Genomic DNA, 22,010 nt, shown 5'->3' with positions numbered 1-22,010 from the left:
GCGTTGTCATACAGCGCCAATATTCCCCTGCTACGGTGCTTTTTTGCCTGTCAGCGAGGGGATAACCGTGAGCCAGTTCGATCTCAAGCGTCGCCGTGTCATCCAGGCCGTCGGAACGGTAGGTGCCGGTCTGCTGTTACCGGGTGTTGCGCCGGCGGTTATCGCCTCGGTGCAGGATCGTCCGAAGATGATGGATGGCGTGCAGTCCGGCGATGTGTTCGGCGACAAGGCAATCGTCTGGAGCCGTAGCGACCGGCCTTCGCGCATGGTCGTCGAGTGGGACACACGCAGCATGTTCACCCAGCCACGCCGCGTGGTGTCGGCGCTGGCCGATCAGCGTACCGACTTTACCGCGCGGGTCGAGTTGAGCGGGCTACCGGTCGATCAGGCGATTTTCTACCGGGTGTCTTTCGAGGATGCGCAGAGCGGTGTCGCCGGTGAGCCGTGGTTCGGTCATTTGCGCAGCACACCGCAGCAGCGCCGCGACATCCGTTTCGTCTGGAGCGGCGACACGGTAGGGCAGGGCTTTGGCATCAACCCCGATATTGGCGGCATGCGTATCTACGAAGCCATGCGTTTGCGCTTGCCGGACTTTTTTATCCACAGCGGTGACACCATCTACGCCGACAGCCCGGTGCCGGAGCAGCTCACCACGGAGGGCGGGCGCGTCTGGCGCAATATCACCACCGAGGCGAAAAGCAAGGTGGCGGAGACCCTCGACGAATACCGGGGCAATTACCGCTACAACCTGATGGATGAAAACCTGCGCCGCTTCAACGCCGAAGTGCCGCAGATCTGGCAGTGGGATGATCACGAAGTGACCAACAACTGGTCGCCCAGCAAACAGCTCGATGATCGCTACAAGGTCAAGGACATCGGCCTGCTGTCCTCGCGTGCCCGCCAGGCTTATCTGGAATACGCGCCGCTGCGCTTGCAGGAAGCCGACAGCGGCGGACGCATTTATCGCAAGATCCCCTACGGTCCGATGCTCGACGTCTTCGTCCTCGACATGCGCAGCTATCGCGCCGGCAACGATGCCAATCTGGCCGAAAAGCCGGGTCCGACCACCGCATTCATGGGCCGTGAGCAACTGGACTGGCTCAAGCGCGAGCTCAATGCGTCGCGCGCGCAGTGGAAGGTCATCGCGGCGGACATGCCCATTGGCCTGGGCGTGCCGGATGGCGAGGTCAGCCCCGGCGTACAACGTTGGGAGGCCATCGCCAACGGCAATGACGGCCCGGCGTTGGGGCGTGAGCTGGAGGTCGCCGAATTGCTGGCGTACCTGCGCGCGCAGAAGATTCGCGATTGTGTCTGGCTGACGGCCGACGTGCATTACTGCGCTGCGCATCATTACCAGCCGGATCTGGCCGTGTTCCAGGACTTCGACCCGTTCTGGGAGTTCGTCGCCGGGCCATTGAATGCCGGTAGCTATGGTCCTAACGTGCTGGACAAGACCTTTGGCCCCGAGCTGGTGTTCCAGAAGGCGCCCCCTGCGCAGAACACCTCGCCATTTGCGGGTTTTCAGTTCTTTGGCGAGGTAAATATCGACGGGCAGACCGGTGAACTGACCGTGGCGCTGCGCGATCTGGACGGGGTCTCGGTCTTCGAGCGCAAGCTCCAGCCTGTGAAGGAAGTCAGCCGCATCGTCTGATGAACAACAGGCGCGGCGGGGTGATCAGGGTTTCGGAAATTCCGTGCAACATGCTTGTCCTCGGTGGCCTATCATGAGCGACCTAACGACGGGACCGGACGCGTTGCATGCTGGCTATTTTTCTCGAGACCCTGAACATCACCGCCCCGGTGTTTGCCATGCTGTTTCTGGGCGTGTTCCTCAGGCGTATCGGCGCGATCAATGATGGTTTCATCGTTGCGGCTTCCGGGCTGGTGTTCAACGTCACCATGCCTGCGCTGCTGTTTCTGGGCATTATTCACGCCGACCTGCGCACCGCCCTGCAGCCCAAGCTGCTGATTTTTTTCAGCATCGCCACGCTTCTGAGTTTTGCATTCGCCTGGTGCTGGGCGATCTGGCGCTGCCCGCACGAAGAGCGCGGGATCTACGTCCAGGGCGCGTTTCGTGGCAATAACGGGGTCATCGGTCTGGCCCTGGCGGCCAGCATGTACGGGCCTGATGGCATTTCACTGGGAGCGATTCTCGCCGCACTGGTCATCGTCTTCTACAACACGTTATCGACGGTGGTATTGGCGGTTTACAGCCCGGTGATCAAGTCCGATCCCTGGAGCATCTTCAAAAGCGTGTTGGCCAATCCGCTGATCATCAGTGTGATCATCGCCTCGCCCTTCGCTTATTTCGCCATCGGCTTGCCCAAATGGCTGGAAACCTCCGGCAGCTACCTGGCACAGATGACTTTGCCGCTGGCACTGATCTGCATCGGTGGCACGCTGTCGCTGGCGTCCTTGCGCAAGAGCGGAAAACTGGCTGTCAGTGCCAGCGTCATGAAGATGATCACGCTGCCAGTGCTGTGCACGCTGGCCGCCTGGCTGGCGGGTTTTCGCGGCGCTGAACTGGGGATTCTGTTCCTGTATTTCGGCAGCCCGACAGCGGCTGCCAGCTACATCATGGCGCGCACGGCCAACGGCAATTACGAACTGGCCGCTGCGATCATCGTCATCACCACGCTGGCGGCCGCCGTCACGACCAACGTGGGGATCTTCATCCTGCAATGGGGCGGCTGGATTTAATCCGCTTTGACGTAGCTGTCGATCACTTCCTGCGCCGCACGAAACGCGTCGATGGCTGCTGGCACGCCGGCGTACACCGCGCAGTGCAGCAGGGCTTCGCGAATCTCCTCGACCGTGCAGCCATTGTTCAGTGCGCCACGAACGTGGCCCTTCAGTTCTTGCGGGCATTTCAGGGCGGTGAGGGTGGCCAGGGTGATCAGGCTGCGGGTTTTCAATGGCAGGCCCTCGCGACTCCAGACGCTGCCCCAGGCGTGCTCGTTGACGAAATCCTGCAGCGGCTGGCTGAACTCGGTGGCATTGCCCAGCGCGCGGTCGACGTAGACATCGCCCATCACCTGGCGACGGATCTGTTCGCCGTCGCTGATCGTCTTGTCTGTCATGGCCTTGCTCCTTGTATCGATGCGGGTTGGAGGTCAGTGCTGGCGTCGCCAGGCGCGAATCGTGCCCCAGACAACCACAGCGCCCAGCACAGGTAACACCAGCGTGAGCATTTTGCTTTCAAGCCGTTCGGCCAGCGCCATACCGGTGCTGATCGACAGGATATGCAGCCCGTAGGTCAGGTACAACGACAGCAGAAACAGGCCTTCCAGACGGTCTATGCGGTATCCGGAATAAAACAGCGGCACACACAGCAGCGACACACCGAGCATGATCGGCAGGTCGAACACCAGCGCATTTGGCGAGATCGTCAGCGGCACCGGGGCGACCAGTGCGGTCAGCCCCAGCACGCCCAGCAGATTGAACAGGTTGCTGCCGATCACGTTGCCCACGGCAATATCACGCTCACCACGAAACGCTGCGATCAGCGAGGTCATCAGTGCCGGCAATGAGGTGCCAATGGCAATGATGGTCAGGCCGACGATGCGTTCGGAAAGCCCCAGGTGGATGGCAATCACCACTGACGCGTCGACCAGCAGGTGTCCGCCAGCGGTCAACAGCAGCAAGCCCGTGGCAAGCATGAGGATGCGCGTGAAGGTACGAGGTTTTTCGGTTGTCTCGGCATGTCCGTGACGCGGCGCATGACCGCCCTGGCGGATGATGACGATCAGGCAGAACAGCAATCCGGCAAGCAGCACTGCGCCGTCAAGCTTGCTGAATTCGCCGCTCCACGAGAGGCCGATAGCCAGCAGGCAGGCACCGATCATCAGCGGAATGTCGACGTGCAACACCTGACGGGCAACGCGCAACGGAATGATCAGCGCACACAGGCCCAGAATCACCAGCACATTGAAAATGTTACCGCCGATGACGCTGCCCACCGCGATGTCGGTGTTATCGGCAAACGCGGCTTGCAGGCTTACTGCCATCTGCGGCGCGCTAGTGCCCATCGCCACGACGGTCAGGCCGACGATCAGTGGCCGGACCTTGAAAATAGCCGCCAGATGCACCGCTGCGCGCACTGACAGTTCTGCCCCGATCAGCAGCAATAACAAGCCACTGAGCATCTGGATAAGCGCGGGGGCGGGCAGGGCCGATAGCTGGAGAATACGAGTGTCCTTGTCGCAGGTAATCGAGAGTCGGGGTTAATCCAGGGCCTGTACGCGGACTGGCGCTGTCCCGCTGCGCAGCATACCCAGTTGTTCGGCCGCTTCGCGAGAGACATCGATCAGACGGCCACGCGTGTGAGGGCCGCGATCATTGACGCGTACCACTACTGACCTGTCGTTGTCGAGGTTGGTCACTTTGACGCGCGTGCCGAAAGGCAGCTGTCGATGTGCAGCGGTCAGCGCATTCTGATTGAACGGTTCGCCGCTGGCAGTGCGGTTGCCATGATGGCGGGCGCCGTAATAGGCGGCGGTGCCGGTCTCGTCGTAACCATGGGGGTCGATGATGTGATTGGCGCATCCTGCCAGTAAGGTCAGCAGGCTGCAGGCAAAAATAAGGCGGCGCATGGGGTGGGTTCCTGAGTGCCGGAGTAGTTGTGGTTGACGCTCGTGCCAAGGCTCCATGCTGGCATGCATTTCGTGACGTTCCGCGTCATAACCGGTGTTGCAGCGCGTCCTCGACAGCGGACGCAGAGCGTCCGGAACTGCATTCCCACACAGAGCGCTCATCGTTATACACAAGTCATGAAGAGCCCAGAAGGCGGGGTCTTTGACCATAATCGCGATGTGAATAAGACCTCTGTGGGAGTGAGCGTGCTCACGAAGACCTTGGTCCAAACGCCCTGTCTCCAGAGGCTGTACCGGCCTATTCGCGAGCAAGCTCGCTCCCACAAGACTCGTGTATAACGCTGATCGCATAGCGTGGGAACGAGAGTGACGAGGATCAGCCCTCCAGCTTGGCCTTCAGCAGTTCGTTGACCTGCTGCGGGTTGGCCTTGCCTTTGGAGGCTTTCATCGCCTGACCGACGAAGAAGCCGAACATCTTGCCGCGCTTGGCTTCGTCCGCGGCACGATACTGTTCGACCTGTTCCGCGTTGGCTGCCAGCACCTCGTCGAGCATCGATTCGATGGCGCCGCTGTCGGTGACCTGCTTCAGGCCGCGCTTTTCGATGACTTCATCGGCGCTGCCTTCACCATTGGCCATCGCCTCGAAGACCATTTTCGCGATCTTGCCGGAAATGGTGTTGTCGGTAATGCGTTTGAGCATGCCGCCCAACTGCTCTGCACTGACCGGCGACTGGTCGATCTCCAGGCCCTGCCTGTTCAGCAGGCTGCCCAGCTCGACCATGACCCAGTTGGCTGCCAGTTTGGCGTCACCGCTGATGCCTACCACCTGTTCGAAGTAGTCAGCCTGCTCGCGGCTCGAAGCCAATACGCTGGCGTCGTAGGTCGACAGACCGAACTGGCTCTGGAAGCGTTCGCGTTTCTGCGGCGGCAGTTCCGGCAAGGTGGCGCGGGTTTCTTCGAGGAACGAGTCCTCGATGATCACCGGCAACAGATCCGGGTCGGGGAAGTAACGGTAGTCGTTGGCTTCCTCCTTGCTGCGCATGGCGCGGGTTTCGTTGGTGTTCGGGTCATACAGGCGCGTCTGCTGTATGACCTTGCCACCGTCTTCGATCAGATCGATCTGGCGCTGAATCTCGCTGTTGATCGCCTTTTCGATGAAGCGGAACGAGTTGACGTTCTTGATCTCGCAGCGCGTGCCGAACTCGACCTGGCCCTTGGGACGAATCGATACGTTGCAGTCGCAGCGCAGCGAACCTTCGGCCATGTTGCCGTCACAGATGCCCAGGTAGCGGACAATCGCGTGGATGGCCTTGACGTAAGCCACGGCTTCCTTGGCGTTGCGCATGTCCGGCTCGGAAACGATCTCCAGCAGCGGCGTGCCGGCACGGTTCAGGTCGATACCGGTCATGCCCTGGAAGTCTTCATGCAGGCTCTTGCCTGCGTCCTCTTCCAGGTGCGCACGGGTGATGCCGATGCGCTTGACGGTGCCGTCTTCAAGGGGGATGTCCAGGTGGCCCTTGCCGACAATCGGCAGCTCCATCTGGCTGATCTGATAGCCCTTGGGCAGGTCCGGGTAGAAGTAGTTCTTGCGGGCAAACACGTTGTGCTGGCCGATTTCGGCGTTGACTGCCAGGCCGAACTTGACGGCCATGCGCACGGCTTCCTTGTTCAGCACCGGCAATACGCCGGGCATGCCCAGGTCGACGAGGCTGGCCTGCGTGTTGGGCTCGGAGCCGAACGTGGTCGCGCTACCGGAAAAAATCTTTGATTGGGTCGAAAGCTGGGTATGAATCTCCAGCCCGATGACGACTTCCCATTGCATGTGTTTCTCCTCAGAAGCCTTCAGGTGCGCGAGTGTGCCAGTCGGTGACTTGCTGATACTGATGCGCCACATTCAAGAGACGGCCTTCCTGGAAATACGGAGCGAGCAGCTGCACGCCGACCGGCAGACCGTCGACGAAGCCCGCAGGCATGGACAAGCCGGGCAGGCCCGCCAGGTTGGCGGTGATGGTGTAGAAGTCTTCCAGGTATTCGGCAATCGGATCGTTGGTCTTGGCGCCGATTTTCCAGGCCGGGTTGGGCGTGGTCGGGCCGAGAATCACGTCGACATCGGCGAACGCGCTCATGAAATCGTTCTTGATCAGGCGACGGATTTTCTGCGCCTGCAGGTAATAGGCGTCGTAGTAACCCGCCGACAGCGCGTAGGCGCCGACCATGATGCGTCGCTGGACTTCCGGGCCGAAGCCTTCGGCGCGCGAGCGCTTGTACAGGTCGGTCAGGTCCTTCGGGTCTTCGCAGCGGTAGCCGAAACGCACACCGTCGAAGCGTGACAGGTTGGACGAGGCTTCAGCTGGCGCGATGACGTAGTAGGCCGGGATCGCGTGCTGCAGGTTAGGCAGGCTGACTTCCTTGACGATCGCGCCGAGCTTTTCCAGCTCCTTGACGCTTTCATGCACCAACTGCGCGATGCGTGGGTCGAGGCCTGCGCTGAAATATTCTTTCGGCACACCGATACGCAGGCCCTTGAGCGAGGTATTGAGGCTGGCGGAGTAGTCCGGAACCGGCTCGTCGATGCTGGTCGAGTCCTGCGGGTCGAAACCGGCCATGCCTTGCAGCAGCAGTGCGCAGTCTTCGGCTGTGCGTGCCATCGGGCCCGCCTGATCAAGGCTTGACGCGTAGGCAATCATGCCCCAGCGCGATACGCGGCCGTAGGTCGGCTTGAGGCCGGTGAGGTTGGTCAATGCCGCAGGCTGGCGAATCGAGCCGCCGGTGTCGGTGCCGGTCGCAGCGGGCAACAGGCGCGCAGCAACAGCGGCTGCCGAACCACCGGAAGAACCGCCAGGCACGCATTCCAGGTTCCACGGGTTTTTCACCGCGCCGTAATGGCTGGATTCGTTGGCCGAACCCATGGCGAATTCGTCCATGTTGGTCTTGCCCAGGGTCACTGTGCCGGCCGATGCCAGACGCGAAACGACCGTCGCATCGTAGGGTGCCTTGAAATTGTCGAGCATCAGCGAGCCGCAGCTGGTGCGGATGCCCTGGGTGCAGAACAGGTCCTTGTGGGCCAGCGGCGCACCGAGCAGCGGGCCGTTTTCACCGGCTGCACGGCGCGCGTCTGCCGCCTGCGCCTGGGTGATGGCCAGGTCTTCGGTGAGGCTGATGAAGCTGTTGAGCTGCGGGTCGAGCGTCGCGATGCGCGACAGCAGAACGCGAGTCAGCTCTTCGGAAGAAAACTTTTTATCGGCGAGTCCGCGAGCGATCTCGGCCAGAGTCATTTGATGCATGCAGGCGCTTTCCCTTACTCGATGACTTTCGGAACCAGATACAGCCCGTCTTGGACCGCTGGTGCGATGGCTTGGTAAGTGTCACGACGATTTCGCTCGGTGACGGCGTCTTCGCGCAGGCGCTGGGTGGCTTCCAGCGGGTGAGCCAGCGGCTCGATGCCAGTGGTGTCGACCGCTTGCATCTGATCGACCAGCCCAAGAATACTGTTAAGTGCTTCGGTGGTACGCGGGATATCGGCGTCATTGAGGCCCAGTCGGGCCAGATGAGCGATCTTTTCCACGTCGGAGCGTTCAAGCGCCATGGGGTATCTCCAGTGGAATGCTTATGGATTTGCTTTGTTGCCAATTGCGGAACACTATCGCGTTATTACTGTCTCAAGCCGCTAACGTCGAGGGTGGTGTTCGGAAAACCGCCAATTTAGCATATTGGCTCCTTGCCCAAAATCCCTGTCGTTGTTAGAGTTTGCCGCACTTTTTTTACCACGCGTTCCCTAGGGTCCCTTTCCCATGTTCAAGAAACTGCGTGGCATGTTTTCCAGTGATCTATCCATCGACCTGGGCACTGCCAACACCCTTATTTACGTGCGTGAGCGCGGTATCGTTCTGAATGAACCCTCTGTCGTTGCCATTCGTACTCACGGCAACCAGAAGAGTGTCGTGGCCGTCGGTACCGAAGCCAAGCGCATGCTGGGCCGTACTCCAGGCAACATCGCAGCCATTCGTCCAATGAAAGACGGCGTTATCGCCGACTTCAGCGTCTGCGAAAAAATGTTGCAGTACTTCATCAACAAGGTTCATGAAAACAGCTTTCTGCAGCCCAGCCCTCGTGTGCTGATCTGCGTACCGTGCAAATCCACTCAGGTTGAGCGTCGCGCGATTCGCGAGTCGGCCCTGGGTGCAGGTGCACGCGAAGTCTTCCTGATCGAAGAGCCAATGGCCGCTGCAATCGGTGCCGGCCTGCCGGTGGAAGAAGCTCGCGGTTCGATGGTTGTCGACATCGGCGGCGGCACCACCGAAATCGCCCTGATCTCCCTCAACGGTGTGGTGTATGCCGAATCCGTACGGGTCGGCGGTGACCGTTTCGACGAAGCGATCATCACCTACGTGCGCCGCAATTACGGCAGCCTGATCGGCGAATCGACTGCCGAGCGCATCAAGCAGGAAATCGGTACTGCCTATCCGGGCGGCGAAGTGCGTGAAGTCGACGTCCGTGGCCGCAACCTGGCTGAAGGCGTTCCACGTGCGTTCACCCTGAACTCCAATGAAGTGCTCGAGGCACTGCAGGAGTCGCTGGCGACCATCGTTCAGGCGGTCAAGAGCGCTCTGGAGCAATCGCCTCCTGAACTGGCCTCGGACATCGCCGAGCGGGGTCTGGTCCTGACCGGTGGTGGTGCGCTGCTGCGTGATCTGGACAAGTTGCTGGCTCAGGAAACCGGTCTGCCGGTGATCGTCGCCGAAGACCCGCTGACCTGTGTAGCGCGTGGCGGTGGCCGTGCGCTGGAAATGATGGATAAGCACACCATGGATCTGCTCTCCAGCGAATAATTCGCCGGGGTGCCTTTCACGGAGTCTTTTGTATGCAGGTGGCGGATATGCTACCTGTATGCATCAGGCTGACGCCGAAACAGGGTGCCTATCTCTCTCATTTGTCCGGGCCGGTTACATACCGCATGAATAATTGCCAATCGAAGTTTGATCCAACGATCGCATGCCCCGGAGGAGCGGCCTATTAAACCGCTTTTCTCAAAAGGCCCGTCGCTGGGTGTACGTCTGCTGGTGCTGGCCGTTCTGTCGGTTGCGTTGATGGTTGTCGACGCCCGCTTTACGATCCTCAAGCCCGTGCGCAGCCAGATGTCGATGGTGCTCATGCAGTCCTACTGGATCGTCGACCTGCCACAGCGTCTGTATCAAGGCGTCGCCAGCCAGTTCGGCAGCCGCACAGAGCTGATCGCCGAAAACGAAAAACTCAAGACCGAAGCCCTGCTCCTGCAAGGTCGCCTGCAAAAGCTGGCGGCACTGACCGAGCAGAACGTTCGGCTGCGTGAGTTGCTGAACTCCTCGGCGCTGGTCAACGAAAAGGTCGAGGTCGCCGAGCTGATCGGTATGGACCCGAACCCCTTCACACATCGCATCATCATCAACAAGGGCGAACGCGACGGCGTGGTGCTCGGCCAGCCTGTGCTCGATGCACGCGGTCTGATGGGGCAGGTGGTCGAGTTGATGCCCTATACCTCACGCGTTTTGTTGCTGACTGACACGACCCACAGCATCCCGGTGCAGGTCAACCGCAACGGCCTACGGGCCATCGCCAGCGGCACCGGTAACCCGGAACGTCTGGAGCTTCGGCATGTGGCGGACACCGCAGACATCAAGGAAGGCGACCTGCTGGTCAGTTCGGGCCTTGGGCAGCGATTCCCGGCCGGTTACCCGGTGGCAACGGTCAAGGAAGTGATTCACGACTCCGGCCAGCCGTTCGCGATCGTTCGTGCGGTGCCAACCGCCGCGTTGAATCGCAGCCGCTATCTGTTGCTGGTGTTCTCCGACGGCCGCTCGCCGGAAGAGCGCGCTGCCGATGCGGCGCAAGCACAGGAATCCCTCGACAAGGGCGTCGAGCCTTCCGTGATGGCGACACTGCCGCCGCCGACACCCGCTTTCCCGATGTGGCCGCAAGCAGTCGTTCCGGTCTTTCCGGGCAGTACGCTGACGCACAAGCCGGCGGCGCAGTCGGCAACACCTGCACCGGCGGCAACGCCCGCGACACCTGCAAGGCCTGCCGCCCGGCCTGCGGCGTCACAGCCGCCTGCCTCACGACCTTCCACTGCCCGGGAGCCTATCGATGGTTAGTCATGTTTCCGGGCGCAATGGCTGGGTGGTCTGGCTGACGTTTGCGATCGGTCTGTTGCTGAGCGTTTCGCCGCTGCCGCAATTCATGGAAATCTTCCGGCCACTGTGGCTGGCCTTGCTATTGACCTTCTGGGTTCTGGCGCTGCCGCACAAATACGGCATGACCACCGCGTGGATACTGGGCCTGATGGAGGATGTGCTGTACGGCACATTGCTCGGCCAGAATGCCCTGATCCTCAGCCTGATTACCTTTCTGGTGATGTCCCTGCAGCAGCGCCTGCGCATGTTTCCCATGTGGCAGCAGTGTCTGGTGCTATTGGTGGTATTCGGTCTGGCGCAGCTTGCGCAACTCTGGCTGAGTGCGCTGACCGGCAACCGTCAGCCTACGCTGGCGCTGGTGCTGCCCGCGTTGGTCAGCGCTCTGTTGTGGCCCTGGATCAGTTATGGCCTGCGTGGATTGCGCAAACGTTTGAAAATCAATTAAGCGCAAGGTGAACGCGACGCCCCGCTGCGTTGTTCGCGCTCACCCGCACAGACACGGAGATGTCCTTATGCCCTCGCTTTATCTGGCTTCTGGCTCGCCGCGCCGCCGCGAACTTCTGACTCAGATCGGTGTGCCCTTTACCGTACTGAGCGCTCAGATCGACGAAACTCCTTTCGACCATGAAACCCCGGCTGCCTATGTCGAGCGTCTTGCGCTGGGCAAGGCTCAGGCTGGGCTATCCGTGCTGTCAGCCGAACAACAGGCCTGCGTGATGGGCGCTGACACGGCGGTGGTGCTCGATGGACGCATTCTCGGCAAGCCGGTCGATGAAGCGGATGCGCTGGCCATGCTGATGGCCCTGTCCGGGCGCGAGCATCAAGTGCTGACGGCTGTCGCGCTCTGTGATCGGCAACGCAGCGATACCCGTATTGTTACCAGTCGTGTGCGCTTTCGCCCGATTCAAACCCATGAAGCCCAAGCCTACTGGACCAGTGGCGAGCCCGCCGACAAGGCTGGCGGCTATGCCATCCAGGGGTTGGCAGCGATTTTCGTCGAGGGTCTGCAAGGCAGCTATTCTGGGGTGGTGGGTCTGCCCCTGTGCGAAACCGCAGAACTGCTTGGCCATTTCGGCATACCCTGCTGGCAATGCCTGGAAGGTGACAAGTCATGAGTGAAGAGATTCTGATCAACATCACGCCGATGGAATCGCGCGTGGCCGTGGTGGAAAACGGGGTTCTGCAAGAAGTGCATGTCGAGCGTACCCAGCGTCGCGGCATCGTCGGCAATATCTACAAAGGCAAGGTTGTGCGGGTGCTTCCCGGCATGCAGGCGGCGTTCATCGACATCGGTCTGGATCGCGCGGCGTTCATTCATGCATCGGAAATATCCATGCGTGAAGGGCCCGCAGTCGAGAGCATTGCGTCGCTGGTGCATGATGGCCAGAGCCTTGTCGTGCAAGTCACCAAAGACCCGATCGGCAGCAAGGGCGCACGGCTGACCACGCAACTCTCCATTCCGTCGCGTTATCTGGTGTACATGCCGCGCACTGCGCATGTGGGCATCTCGCTGAAAATCGAGGACGAAGCCGAGCGCGAACGACTCAAGAAAGTGGTCAGCGATTGTGTTGCCCAGGAAGGTATCAAGGAAGCTGGAGGCTTCATTCTGCGCACCGCTGCCGAAGGCGCCGGGGCGGATGAAATCCTCATGGACATCCGCTATCTGCGCAGGCTCTGGGATCAGATCGGCGAGCAGATCAAGACGGTCAGCCCGCCCACGGTGATTTACGAAGACCTGGGCCTGGCGCTGCGCACCTTGCGCGATCTGGTCAGCCCGCGCATCGAGAAGATCCGTATCGACTCGCGGGAGACCTTTCAGAAAACCACCCAGTTCGTGGCCGAGCTGATGCCGGAAATCGCCGACAGGCTCGAGCACTATCCGGGCGAGCGGCCGATCTTCGACCTCTATGGGGTCGAGGACGAAATCCAGAAGGCCCTCGAGCGCAAGGTGCCGCTCAAGTCGGGCGGCTATCTGGTCATCGACCCGGCCGAAGCGATGAGCACCATCGACGTCAACACCGGCGCGTTCGTAGGGCATCGTAACCTCGAAGAAACCATCTTCAAGACCAACCTGGAAGCTGCCACGGCCATCGCCCGGCAGCTGCGCCTGCGCAATCTGGGCGGCATCATCATCATCGATTTCATCGACATGGAAGACGGTGAACACCAGCGTCAGGTGCTGCGCACGCTGGAGAAACAGCTGGAACGCGATCACGCCAAGACCAACATCATCGGCATCACCGAACTGGGTCTGGTGCAGATGACCCGCAAGCGCACCCGCGAAAGTCTCGAACAGGTGCTGTGCGAACCGTGTCATTGCTGCGCAGGGCGGGGCAAGCTGAAGACCCCCGAGACCATCTGCTACGAAATCTTCCGGGAAATCCTGCGCGAGGCCAGGGCCTATCAGGCAGTGGGCTATCGCGTTCTGGCCAATCAGCGCGTGGTGGATCGCCTGCTCGACGAGGAGTCCGGCAACGTGGCTGAGCTGGAGAGCTTTATTGGCCGCACTATCCGTTTTCAGGTAGAAACCATGTACTCGCAGGAACAATACGACGTGGTGCTGCTCTGAGGGTGCTGATCGTTTGAAATATATGACAAGTGCCCTAAGGGTTTCTGGCAGGTATGCCGTTTTATCGAGAATGATGCGTGGCGAATGAGCAAAACCTGTACCTGACCGCACCTGCACATCCGAGCCGGAATCCGTTCGCCGATTCTGCTCCTCGCACCCCGCAGTGGAGGACCTCCTGAGATGGGACGTCTTCCTCGCCTCGTCGCAACCCTGACCCGCTGGGGTCTGAGCCTGTGCGCACTGATTCTGGTGCTTGCGGCGCTGTACGTGAGTCTCGGCCGTCAGTTGACGCCGCTGGTTGCCGAATACCGTGTCGATGTGGAAACCCGTGCCAGCAGCGCGCTGGGCATACCGCTGAGCATCGGCAGCCTGGAAGGCAGCTGGAGCCGCTTTGCCCCGGTATTGCTGGCCCACGACGTGATGGTCGGCGAGGGTGCCAGTGCTCTGCGTCTGGATCGCGTAAGGGTGGTTCCCGACCTTTGGGAGAGCCTGCTGGCGCGTGACGTGCGCATCGCTCATCTTGAAGTGAACGGCCTGCAGTTCAGCCTCAGGCAGGACAAGGACGGCGCGTGGTCGGTTCAGGGCTTGCCGGTGCACAACGACAGCCCGTTCGATCCCGAGCAGGTGCTCAAGCAGATGCAGATGGTCGCGCATGTGTCGTTGCTCGACAGCCAGGTCACGGTGCAACCGTTTGACGCTGCGCCGCTGACTCTCACCTACGTAAACCTCAGCCTGGAGACCGGCAGCTATGCCCAGCGACTTGACGCACGCCTGACCCTGCCGGATGGTCAGCCGGTCGCGCTCAACGTGCGCTCGCGTATCCAGGCCAGTCAGTGGAAGGACGGCGAGGCCGATGTCTACGCCAGCCTGCCGCAAAGCGACTGGGCCAAGTGGCTGCCGAAAAGCCTCACGCGCGAATGGACACTGTCGAAGCTGCAGGCCGGCGGCGAGGTCTGGTTGAGTTGGGGCAAGGGCACGGTGCAAAGCGCGACCACGCGCCTCAATGCACCGCAGGTCAAAGGCGTTTACGCCGGTCGCAAACCGTCGACGATCGATAACCTTGCGCTGAACGCGTGGTTTGCACGGACTGAAACAGGTTTCGACCTGAACCTCGATTCACTGGCGATGAGCCTTGGCGACACGCGTTGGGAAAGCCGCGTGCAACTGACGCAAACCGCTGCGACGCCTGACAGCGAAGAGCTCTGGCACGTGCAGGCGGATCGTCTGGACCTGACCCCCGTCACGCCGCTGATCGACTCGCTCGCGCCGCTGCCTGACAAGGCCATGGCAGTGGTCGACGGCCTCAAGGTGACAGGCGGGCTGCATAACGTGCTGCTCGACTACCGGCCACAGGCAGTCGGCGACAAGCGCCTGAGCTTTGCCGCCAATCTGGACAAGGTGGGTTTCAACGCGTATCGCGGGGCGCCAGCGGCCGGAAATGTCAGCGGTGCCATCAGCGGTGATCTGGGGCAGGGCGAGCTGCGCCTCGACACTGACGACTTCATGCTGCACCTGGACCCGATCTTCACCAAGCCCTGGCGTTACCAGAAGGCCAATGCCCGTCTGACCTGGAAACTGGATGACCAGGCGTTCACGCTGATCGCCCCGTACATCAAGGTGCTCGGCGACGAAGGCAAGATTGCGGCGGACTTTCTGATCAAGATTCATCTCAATCATGATCAGGAAGACTACATGGACCTGCGGGTCGGCATGGTTGACGGCGACGGCCGTTACACCAGCAAGTACCTGCCGACCGCGCTCAGTCCGGAGCTTGATCACTGGTTGCGCACCGCCGTGGTCAGTGGCGCGGTCAAGCAGGGTTTCTTCCAGTATCAAGGGTCGCTGAACAAGAACTCGCCCGATACGGCGCGTGTCATCAGCCTGTTCTTCGACGTCAACAACGCAACGCTGGCGTTCCAGCCGGGCTGGCCGTCGCTGACCGGGGTGGATGGCAAGGTCTACGTCGAAAACAGCGGTGTACGTGTCAAGGCAAGCAAAGGCCAGTTGCTGGATACCAAGGTCAGCAACGTGCTGGTCAATATTCCTCATGTGCCGTCAGGTCAGGACAGTCACCTGCTGGTGGACGGTAATTTCTCCGGAAACCTGATCGACGGCCTGAAGATTCTCCAGCAGGCGCCCATCGGTACGGGCAGCACGTTTGCCGGCTGGCAGGGCGAGGGCCCGCTGGACGGCAAACTGAAGCTGGATATACCGCTGGCCAAGGGCGTCGAGCCAAAGGTCGTGGTGGACTTCAGCACCGACAATGCGCGCTTGAAACTGGCTGACCCGGTGCTGGAGCTAACCCGCCTGAAAGGCGACTTCCGTTTTGACAGCTCCAGCGGGCTGAGCGGCAAGGGCATCAAGGCCCAGGCATTCGATCGCCCTGTGACCGCAGAGATCGCCGCCGAGGGCAAGCCTGGCGACAACGTGACGCGCATTGTGGCGAACGGGCAAATCACCGTGAAGCGGCTCACCGACTGGCTGAACGTGACCCAGCCGCTGCCGGTGTCCGGTGATCTGCCGTATCAGCTGCAACTGATTTTGGACAGCAAGGACAGCCCGCTGGTAATCAACTCCACGCTCAAGGGCGTGGCGATCGATTTGCCCGCACCGTTTGGCAAGACCGCCGAGCAGGAGCGCCCCAGCGAATTCCGCATGACCCTGCAAGGCGCGGAGCGCAGGCTCGGCGCGGCCTATAACGATCAGGCCAACTTTGCGTTCGCAGCACCGAATGGCAAGTTTGCCGAAGGTCGTGGCGAGCTTTATCTGGGGCGCGGCGGGGCGATCGTGCCGGACGCCAAGGGCTTGCGGATCCGCGGCGAGTTGTCCGAACTGGACATCGCGCCCTGGCAGGAACTGGCGGCGCGGTACACCGGGAATGATCCGGGCGACAACGCAAAACAACTGCTTAACAGTGTTGATCTGCAGATCGGCAAGCTGACCGCGATGGGCACCACACTCAATGACGTGCGTGTCCAGTTGCAGCGCAACGCGGCAGCCTGGGCCCTGTCGCTGGACAGCGCACTGGCCAAGGGTACGGCAACGCTGCCCGACGCCAAGTCTGCACCGATCGGGGTCAACATGCTCTACGTTCGACTGCCTGCATCCGATCCGACAGCGACCGTGGTGGAAAACGCGCCTGATCCTCTGGCGGATATCGACCCGCACAATATCCCTGCGCTGGACGTGAAGATCTCCCAGCTGTTTCAGGGCGATCAGTTGCTCGGGGCCTGGGCATTGAAAACCCGGCCGACGCCTGCCGGCATGCGCATGTCGGACATGAGCCTGGGGCTCAAAGGTATTCTGCTGGAGGGTGACGCTACCTGGGAGGGTACGCCCGGGGCCAGCAGCAGTTCGTTCAAAGGTCGTCTGGCGGGCAAGAACCTCGCGGATGTGCTCAAGGCCTGGAACTTCGCACCCACTGTCACCAGTGAACGCTTCGAGATGAACGTGGACGGACGCTGGCCGGGTTCGCCTGCCTGGGTCGGTCTGAAGCGCTATTCCGGCAGCCTGGATGCCACGCTGAACAGAGGCCAGTTTGTCGAAGTCGAGGGTGGTGCTCAGGCGTTGCGGGTGTTCGGGCTGTTGAATTTCAACTCCATCGGCCGGCGTCTGCGCCTGGACTTCTCTGACCTGCTGGGCAAAGGCCTGAGCTACGACCGGGTCAAAGGGCTGCTGGTCGCCAGCGACGGTGTCTATGTGACGCGTAACCCGATCACCCTGACCGGGCCGTCGAGCAATCTGGAGCTCAACGGGACGCTGGACATGGTTCGCGATCGTGTCGATGCGAAGCTGCTGGTGACCTTGCCGGTGACCAATAACCTGCCTATCGCTGCACTGATTGTCGGCGCGCCCGCCATTGGCGGGGCACTGTTTCTGGTCGACAAGCTGCTGGGCGACCGGGTTGCGCGTTTCGCCAGCGTGCAATACAAGGTCGAAGGGCCCTGGAAAGAGCCGAAGATCACCTTCGACAAGCCATTTGAAAAGCCCCAATAGCGTCCCATGGAGTACAGTGGTGGCCATGTCATTCAGGAGCGGGTTGCCATGTCCTTCGCGGTGATTCAGATGGTCAGCCAAAGCGACGTCCTGGCCAATCTGGCCAGCGCTCGACGTCTGCTGGAACAGGCTGCCGAAGGTGGCGCGCGGCTGGCGGTACTGCCTGAAAACTTCGTCGCAATGGGGCGCCGCGACGTCGCCGATATCGGGCGTGCCGAGGCTCAGGGGCACGGACCGATCCTGCCATGGTTGAAACTGGCCGCTCGCGACCTCAAGTTATGGATTGTTGCCGGAACCTTGCCACTGCCGCCGGATGAGCGGCCGGATGGCAAGGTGACGGCGTGTTCGCTGTTGATCGATGAGCACGGTGAGCAGGTGGCCCGTTATGACAAACTGCATCTGTTCGATGTGGACGTCGCTGACAATCGTGGCCGCTATCGTGAATCGGATGACTATGCTCATGGGAGCAGGGTGGTGGTAGCCGATACGCCTGTGGGGCGTCTGGGGCTGACCGTCTGTTATGACCTGCGCTTTCCCGAGCTGTACACCGCGCTGCGTGAGGCCGGTGCTGAACTGATTACCGCGCCGTCAGCGTTCACTGCGGTAACGGGGGCTGCGCACTGGGACATTCTGATCCGCGCGCGTGCTATCGAAACCCAGTGTTACGTGCTGGCGGCCGCACAGGGCGGGGTCCATCCGGGGCCTCGCGAGACTTACGGACACGCGGCCATCGTTGATCCATGGGGCCGCGTACTGGCCGAGCAGGCGCAGGGTGAAGCGGTGCTGCTGGCCACACGCGACAGTGAAGAACAGGCGTCCATACGGGCGCGGATGCCGGTGTCCAGTCACCGGCGCTTTTTTTCGCAGGACGCCATGCGGCCTGCTTCGGAGTGAATATGAGTGATCTGTCCTCAGTCAGCGAACACCTTCTGGCACCCGGCGGCCTGAGCCTCGACAGCCTGCAGTCCGTGCTGGGCGATCTGGCCGGGCCAGGAAACGACGCGGCCGATCTGTATTTTCAGGGCATGATCTCCGAGTCCTGGTCGCTCGAAGACGGGATCGTCAAGGAAGGCAGTTTCAATCTCGATCAAGGCGTTGGCGTGCGTGCCCAGTCGGGCGAGAAAACCGGCTTTGCGTACAGCAACGCGATCACCCCCGAGGCCTTGCGCACCGCCGCACAGGCCGCGCGCTCTATTTCCCGCGCTGGCCAGAAGGGCCGTGTACAAGCCTTCACCTCGCAGGACGTGGCGCAGTTGTATGCCCCGGATAACCCGCTGGAAGTGCTGAGCCGCGCCGAGAAGGTCGAGTTGCTCAAGCGCATCGACGTTGCGACGCGTGCGCTGGACTCGCGTATCCAGCAGGTTTCGGTGAGCATGGCCGGTGTCTGGGAGCGCATCCTGGTGGCCGCCGCGGATGGCAGCCTGGCCGCTGATGTGCGTCCGCTGGTGCGTTTCAACGTCAGTGTCATCGTCGAGCAGAATGGCCGCCGCGAGCGGGGCGGGCACGGCGGCGGCGGGCGTACCGACTACCGTTATTTCCTGGCCGACGATCGCGCCATGGGCTACGCCCGTGAGGCCCTGCGTCAGGCACTGGTCAACCTGGAAGCGATTCCCGCACCGGCAGGCACCTTGCCGGTGGTACTCGGCTCCGGCTGGTCCGGTGTGCTGCTGCACGAAGCGGTCGGCCACGGCCTTGAGGGCGACTTCAACCGCAAGGGCAGTTCGGCCTACAGCGGGCGCATGGGCGAGATGGTTGCGTCGAAACTCTGCACCATCGTCGACGACGGCACCCTGGCGGGGCGTCGTGGCTCGCTGAGCGTCGATGACGAAGGCACACCGACCGAATGCACGACGCTGATCGAGAACGGCGTGCTCAAGGGCTACATGCAGGACAAGCTCAATGCACGCCTGATGGGCGTGGCCCGCACCGGCAACGGCCGTCGCGAGTCCTATGCCCACCTGCCGATGCCGCGCATGACCAACACCTACATGCTGGGCGGGCAGAGCGATCCGCAGGAAATCATCGCCTCAGTGAAGCGCGGCATCTACTGCGCCAACCTGGGCGGTGGCCAGGTGGATATCACCAGCGGCAAGTTCGTGTTTTCGACCAGTGAGGCTTATTTGATCGAAGACGGCAAGATCACTGCGCCGGTCAAAGGCGCGACCTTGATCGGTAACGGGCCGGAAGCCATGAGCAGGGTGTCGATGGTGGGTAACGATCTGTCGCTGGACAGCGGCGTCGGTACGTGCGGGAAAGATGGCCAGTCGCTGCCGGTCGGTGTGGGTCAGCCTACGCTGAAAATCGACGCGATTACCGTGGGTGGCACCGGTAGCTGAATGTGAGTCGGGGCCGGCTGCTTGCTGCTGCCGGCCCCGAGGGCGAAATCAACGCAGACCGCGTTGAAGTTCGTCCAGCTCACGGATGTATTTGAAGATTTTGCGGCTGGTGGCCGGCGGTTTGTTGCGTGCAACTTCGTGTTGCGCCTGACGGATCAGCGAACGCAGCTGCTGACGGTCGGCATCGGGGTATTCGACAACGAATTTCTCGAGGTCGGCGTCATCGCCCGCGATCAGGCGATCACGCCAGCGCTCCAGATTGTGGAAACGTTCATTGTATTGGCGAGTGGAGGCATCGAGTTGGTCCAGCAACACCAGAATGGCTTCCTGGTCCTGATCGCGCATCAGCTTGCCGATGAACAGAATGTGCCGCTTTCGCGCGATGTTCGCCGTGTGCTTGGGCGCTTCGGCCAGGGCCTTGCGCAAAGCGTCGGTCAGCGGCAGCTTGGCCAGCACATCGGCTTTGAGTGTTGTCAGTCGCTCGCCGAGGTCGACCAGAGCATGCAGCTCTCGTTTGACCTGGGTTTTGCTTTTCTCCCCGTCGAGGGAGTCGTCGTAAGAATCAACCATGGGGGCAGTCCGCAAAGAAACGCCGCCATGATAACCAGTCGTGGGCCGCTTGTCCGGCCCGGTCGGTATTCGGCCTGTGCTGAAAGAAGAATTTGATGGAGAAAGTCATGAGTGCAACCCAAAGCGTCGGCCCACAAGCCTTGCCCGAGCTGCAGGAACAGGTCGAGCAGATCATCGCCGAAGCCCGGCGTCAGGGCGCCAGCGCCTGCGAAGTCGCGGTGTCGGTGGATCAGGGGCTGTCGACATCGGTCCGTCAGCGTGAAGTCGAAACCGTCGAGTTCAACCGCGATCAGGGCTTTGGTATCACCCTGTATGTCGGGCAGCGCAAGGGCTCGGCCAGCACGTCGGCAACCGGCGCCGATGCGATTCGTGAAACGGTCGCCGCTGCCTTGGCGATTGCCGAACACACCTCCGAGGATGAAAGCTCCGGGCTGGCCGACGCTGCGCTGATGGCCAAAGAGGTCATGGATTTTGACCTTTATCACACCTGGGACATCACGCCCGAGCAGGCCATCGAGAAGGCGTTGCTCTGCGAAGCGGCGGCCTTCGATGCCGACAGCCGCATCAAGAACGCCGACGGCACCACGCTCAATACCCATCAGGGCTGCCGTGTATACGGCAACAGCAATGGCTTCATCGGTGGTTATGCGTCAACGCGGCACAGCCTCAGCTGTGTGATGATCGCCGAGGGCGAAGGCCAGATGCAGCGCGATTACTGGTATGACGTCAACCGCAAAGGCGATCTGCTGGCCGATGCGCAGAGCATTGGCCGCAAGGCTGCGTTGCGTGCAGCGAGCCGTCTGGGCGCGCGTCCTGTGCCGACCTGTGAAGTGCCGGTTCTGTTTGCTGCGGAGCTGGCAGGCGGCCTGTTCGGTAGCTTTCTCGGTGCGATTTCCGGCGGTACCCTGTACCGCAAGTCGTCGTTCCTCGAAGGCGCGCTGGGTCAGCGCCTGTTCCCCGAGTGGATGACCATTGATGAGCGCCCGCACCTGAAGCATGCGATGGGCAGTTCGGCGTTCGACAGTGATGGTCTGGCGACCTTCGCCAAACCGTTCGTGGCAGGTGGGGATCTGGTTTCCTACGTGCTGAGCACGTATTCCGGCCGCAAGCTGGGCATGCCGAGCACTGCCAACGCGGGCGGTGTGCACAACCTGTTCGTTACCCACGGTTCGGACGACCAAGGCGCGCTGATCCGGCGCATGGGACGCGGCTTGCTGGTGACCGAACTGATGGGCAGCGGCCTGAACATGGTCACCGGCGACTATTCGCGCGGCGCGGCAGGCTTCTGGGTAGAGAATGGCGAGATTCAGTTCCCGGTTCAGGAAGTGACCATTGCCGGCAACATGCGCGACATGTTCAAGCAGATCGTCGCCGTTGGCAGCGATCTTGAGCTGCGCAGCAACATCCGCACCGGCTCGGTACTGATCGAGCGAATGATGGTGGCGGGGAGCTGACAGATCCCCGATTCTGGCTATCGTGCCCATAAGCGCAGAGCGTCGCACGATAGTTGCAATCATCGTTCCCTACACTACAGCGTGGGAATGCAGTTCTCGACGCTTTGCGCCGTCAAGAGGACGCGGAGCGTCCGGAACGGCATGCGACGCGGAGCGCCGCACGATAGTTGCGATCATCGTTCCCTACGCTCCAGCGTGGGAATGCAGTTCTCGACGCTCTGCGTCGCAAGAGGACGCAGAGCGTCCGGAAAGGCATACGACGCGGAGCGCCGCACGATAGTTGCGGTTATCGTTCCTCACGCTCCTGGTGTGACCCCCGAAGGTTG

18 protein-coding genes are annotated in these 22,010 nt (G+C 61.4%); 11 read left to right on the top strand and 7 right to left on the bottom strand.

All coding sequences use genetic code 11. The features are described from left to right. Positions 1-67 precede the first annotated feature (67 nt). Entirely contained in the window at positions 68-1,651 is a 1,584-nt protein-coding gene (locus GE543_RS11205) for an alkaline phosphatase (protein WP_371927151.1), read from the top strand. A gap of 107 nt (positions 1,652-1,758) precedes the next feature. Then, positions 1,759-2,700 carry an AEC family transporter gene (locus GE543_RS11200; RefSeq protein ID WP_024639739.1) on the top strand — a complete coding sequence of 314 codons (942 nt, stop codon included), beginning with the start codon at positions 1,759-1,761 and terminating at the stop codon, positions 2,698-2,700. Here the strand turns inward: GE543_RS11200 and GE543_RS11195 are convergent. The 6 genes from GE543_RS11195 to gatC all read right to left on the bottom strand — a co-directional run bounded on the left by GE543_RS11195 (position 2,697) and on the right by gatC (position 8,178). Further along, a complete protein-coding gene (locus GE543_RS11195; protein WP_003400208.1) occupies positions 2,697-3,080 on the bottom strand; it encodes a carboxymuconolactone decarboxylase family protein in 384 nt (127 codons plus the stop codon). The genes GE543_RS11200 and GE543_RS11195 overlap by 4 nt on opposite strands. Positions 3,081-3,113: 33 nt before the next feature. Continuing rightward, positions 3,114-4,145 (bottom strand): calcium/sodium antiporter, encoded by a 1,032-nt coding sequence (locus tag GE543_RS11190; protein ID WP_153221467.1) that lies wholly within the window; start codon positions 4,143-4,145, stop codon positions 3,114-3,116. 78 nt (positions 4,146-4,223) lie between these two features. Beyond that, positions 4,224-4,592, bottom strand: a complete 369-nt coding sequence (locus GE543_RS11185; RefSeq protein ID WP_003307318.1) for a septal ring lytic transglycosylase RlpA family protein — start codon at positions 4,590-4,592, stop codon at positions 4,224-4,226. Positions 4,593-4,968: 376 nt separating this feature from the next. Continuing rightward, a complete protein-coding gene (gene gatB, locus GE543_RS11180; RefSeq protein ID WP_153221466.1) occupies positions 4,969-6,414 on the bottom strand; it encodes an Asp-tRNA(Asn)/Glu-tRNA(Gln) amidotransferase subunit GatB in 1,446 nt (481 codons plus the stop codon). A 10-nt stretch (positions 6,415-6,424) separates the two neighbouring features. Beyond that, positions 6,425-7,876 carry an Asp-tRNA(Asn)/Glu-tRNA(Gln) amidotransferase subunit GatA gene (gatA, locus tag GE543_RS11175; protein WP_003395221.1) on the bottom strand — a complete coding sequence of 484 codons (1,452 nt, stop codon included), beginning with the start codon at positions 7,874-7,876 and terminating at the stop codon, positions 6,425-6,427. Positions 7,877-7,890: 14 nt separating this feature from the next. Beyond that, positions 7,891-8,178 carry an Asp-tRNA(Asn)/Glu-tRNA(Gln) amidotransferase subunit GatC gene (gatC, locus tag GE543_RS11170; RefSeq protein ID WP_002555109.1) on the bottom strand — a complete coding sequence of 96 codons (288 nt, stop codon included), beginning with the start codon at positions 8,176-8,178 and terminating at the stop codon, positions 7,891-7,893. A 205-nt stretch (positions 8,179-8,383) separates the two neighbouring features. Here gatC and mreB point away from each other — a divergent pair, with 205 nt between their 5' ends. The 8 genes from mreB (at position 8,384) to tldD (ending at position 19,660) form a co-directional block, all read left to right on the top strand. Next, positions 8,384-9,421, top strand: a complete 1,038-nt coding sequence (gene mreB / locus GE543_RS11165) for a rod shape-determining protein MreB (protein ID WP_002555108.1) — start codon at positions 8,384-8,386, stop codon at positions 9,419-9,421. A gap of 231 nt (positions 9,422-9,652) precedes the next feature. Then, positions 9,653-10,720 (top strand): rod shape-determining protein MreC, encoded by a 1,068-nt coding sequence (gene mreC, locus GE543_RS11160; protein WP_004411686.1) that lies wholly within the window; start codon positions 9,653-9,655, stop codon positions 10,718-10,720. After that, positions 10,713-11,204 (top strand): rod shape-determining protein MreD, encoded by a 492-nt coding sequence (gene mreD, locus GE543_RS11155; protein ID WP_003364106.1) that lies wholly within the window; start codon positions 10,713-10,715, stop codon positions 11,202-11,204. Before mreC ends, mreD begins: the two co-directional genes overlap by 8 nt. Positions 11,205-11,271: 67 nt before the next feature. Then, on the top strand, positions 11,272-11,874 hold the full coding sequence (locus GE543_RS11150; protein ID WP_046237710.1) for a nucleoside triphosphate pyrophosphatase: 603 nt from the start codon (positions 11,272-11,274) through the stop codon (positions 11,872-11,874). After that, the gene (rng, locus tag GE543_RS11145) at positions 11,871-13,328 is read left to right on the top strand and encodes a ribonuclease G (protein WP_003364105.1); all 1,458 of its coding nucleotides are present in this window, start codon (positions 11,871-11,873) and stop codon (positions 13,326-13,328) included. The genes GE543_RS11150 and rng overlap by 4 nt, the downstream gene beginning before the upstream one ends. A gap of 180 nt (positions 13,329-13,508) precedes the next feature. Then, positions 13,509-17,324 carry a YhdP family protein gene (locus GE543_RS11140; RefSeq protein WP_153221464.1) on the top strand — a complete coding sequence of 1,272 codons (3,816 nt, stop codon included), beginning with the start codon at positions 13,509-13,511 and terminating at the stop codon, positions 17,322-17,324. A 48-nt stretch (positions 17,325-17,372) separates the two neighbouring features. Continuing rightward, a complete protein-coding gene (locus GE543_RS11135; RefSeq protein ID WP_017277896.1) occupies positions 17,373-18,218 on the top strand; it encodes a carbon-nitrogen hydrolase family protein in 846 nt (281 codons plus the stop codon). Positions 18,219-18,220: 2 nt separating this feature from the next. Then, positions 18,221-19,660: a metalloprotease TldD gene (tldD, locus tag GE543_RS11130; protein ID WP_153221463.1), complete on the top strand. Its 1,440-nt coding sequence runs from the start codon at positions 18,221-18,223 to the stop codon at positions 19,658-19,660. Between the two features lie 48 nt (positions 19,661-19,708). Here the strand turns inward: tldD and yjgA are convergent, their stop codons facing one another. After that, positions 19,709-20,230, bottom strand: coding sequence for a ribosome biogenesis factor YjgA (gene yjgA, locus GE543_RS11125; RefSeq protein WP_003364101.1), 522 nt, complete (start codon positions 20,228-20,230; stop codon positions 19,709-19,711). Positions 20,231-20,337: 107 nt separating this feature from the next. Here yjgA and pmbA point away from each other — a divergent pair, with 107 nt between their 5' ends. After that, the gene (gene pmbA / locus GE543_RS11120) at positions 20,338-21,684 is read left to right on the top strand and encodes a metalloprotease PmbA (protein WP_153221462.1); all 1,347 of its coding nucleotides are present in this window, start codon (positions 20,338-20,340) and stop codon (positions 21,682-21,684) included. The last annotated feature ends 326 nt before the right edge of the window (positions 21,685-22,010 follow it).

Source organism: Pseudomonas sp. SZ57 (assembly GCF_009495975.1).
Taxonomy (GTDB): Bacteria; Pseudomonadota; Gammaproteobacteria; order Pseudomonadales; family Pseudomonadaceae; genus Aquipseudomonas; species Aquipseudomonas syringae.
This window is presented reverse-complemented; position numbering and strand designations above follow the sequence as displayed.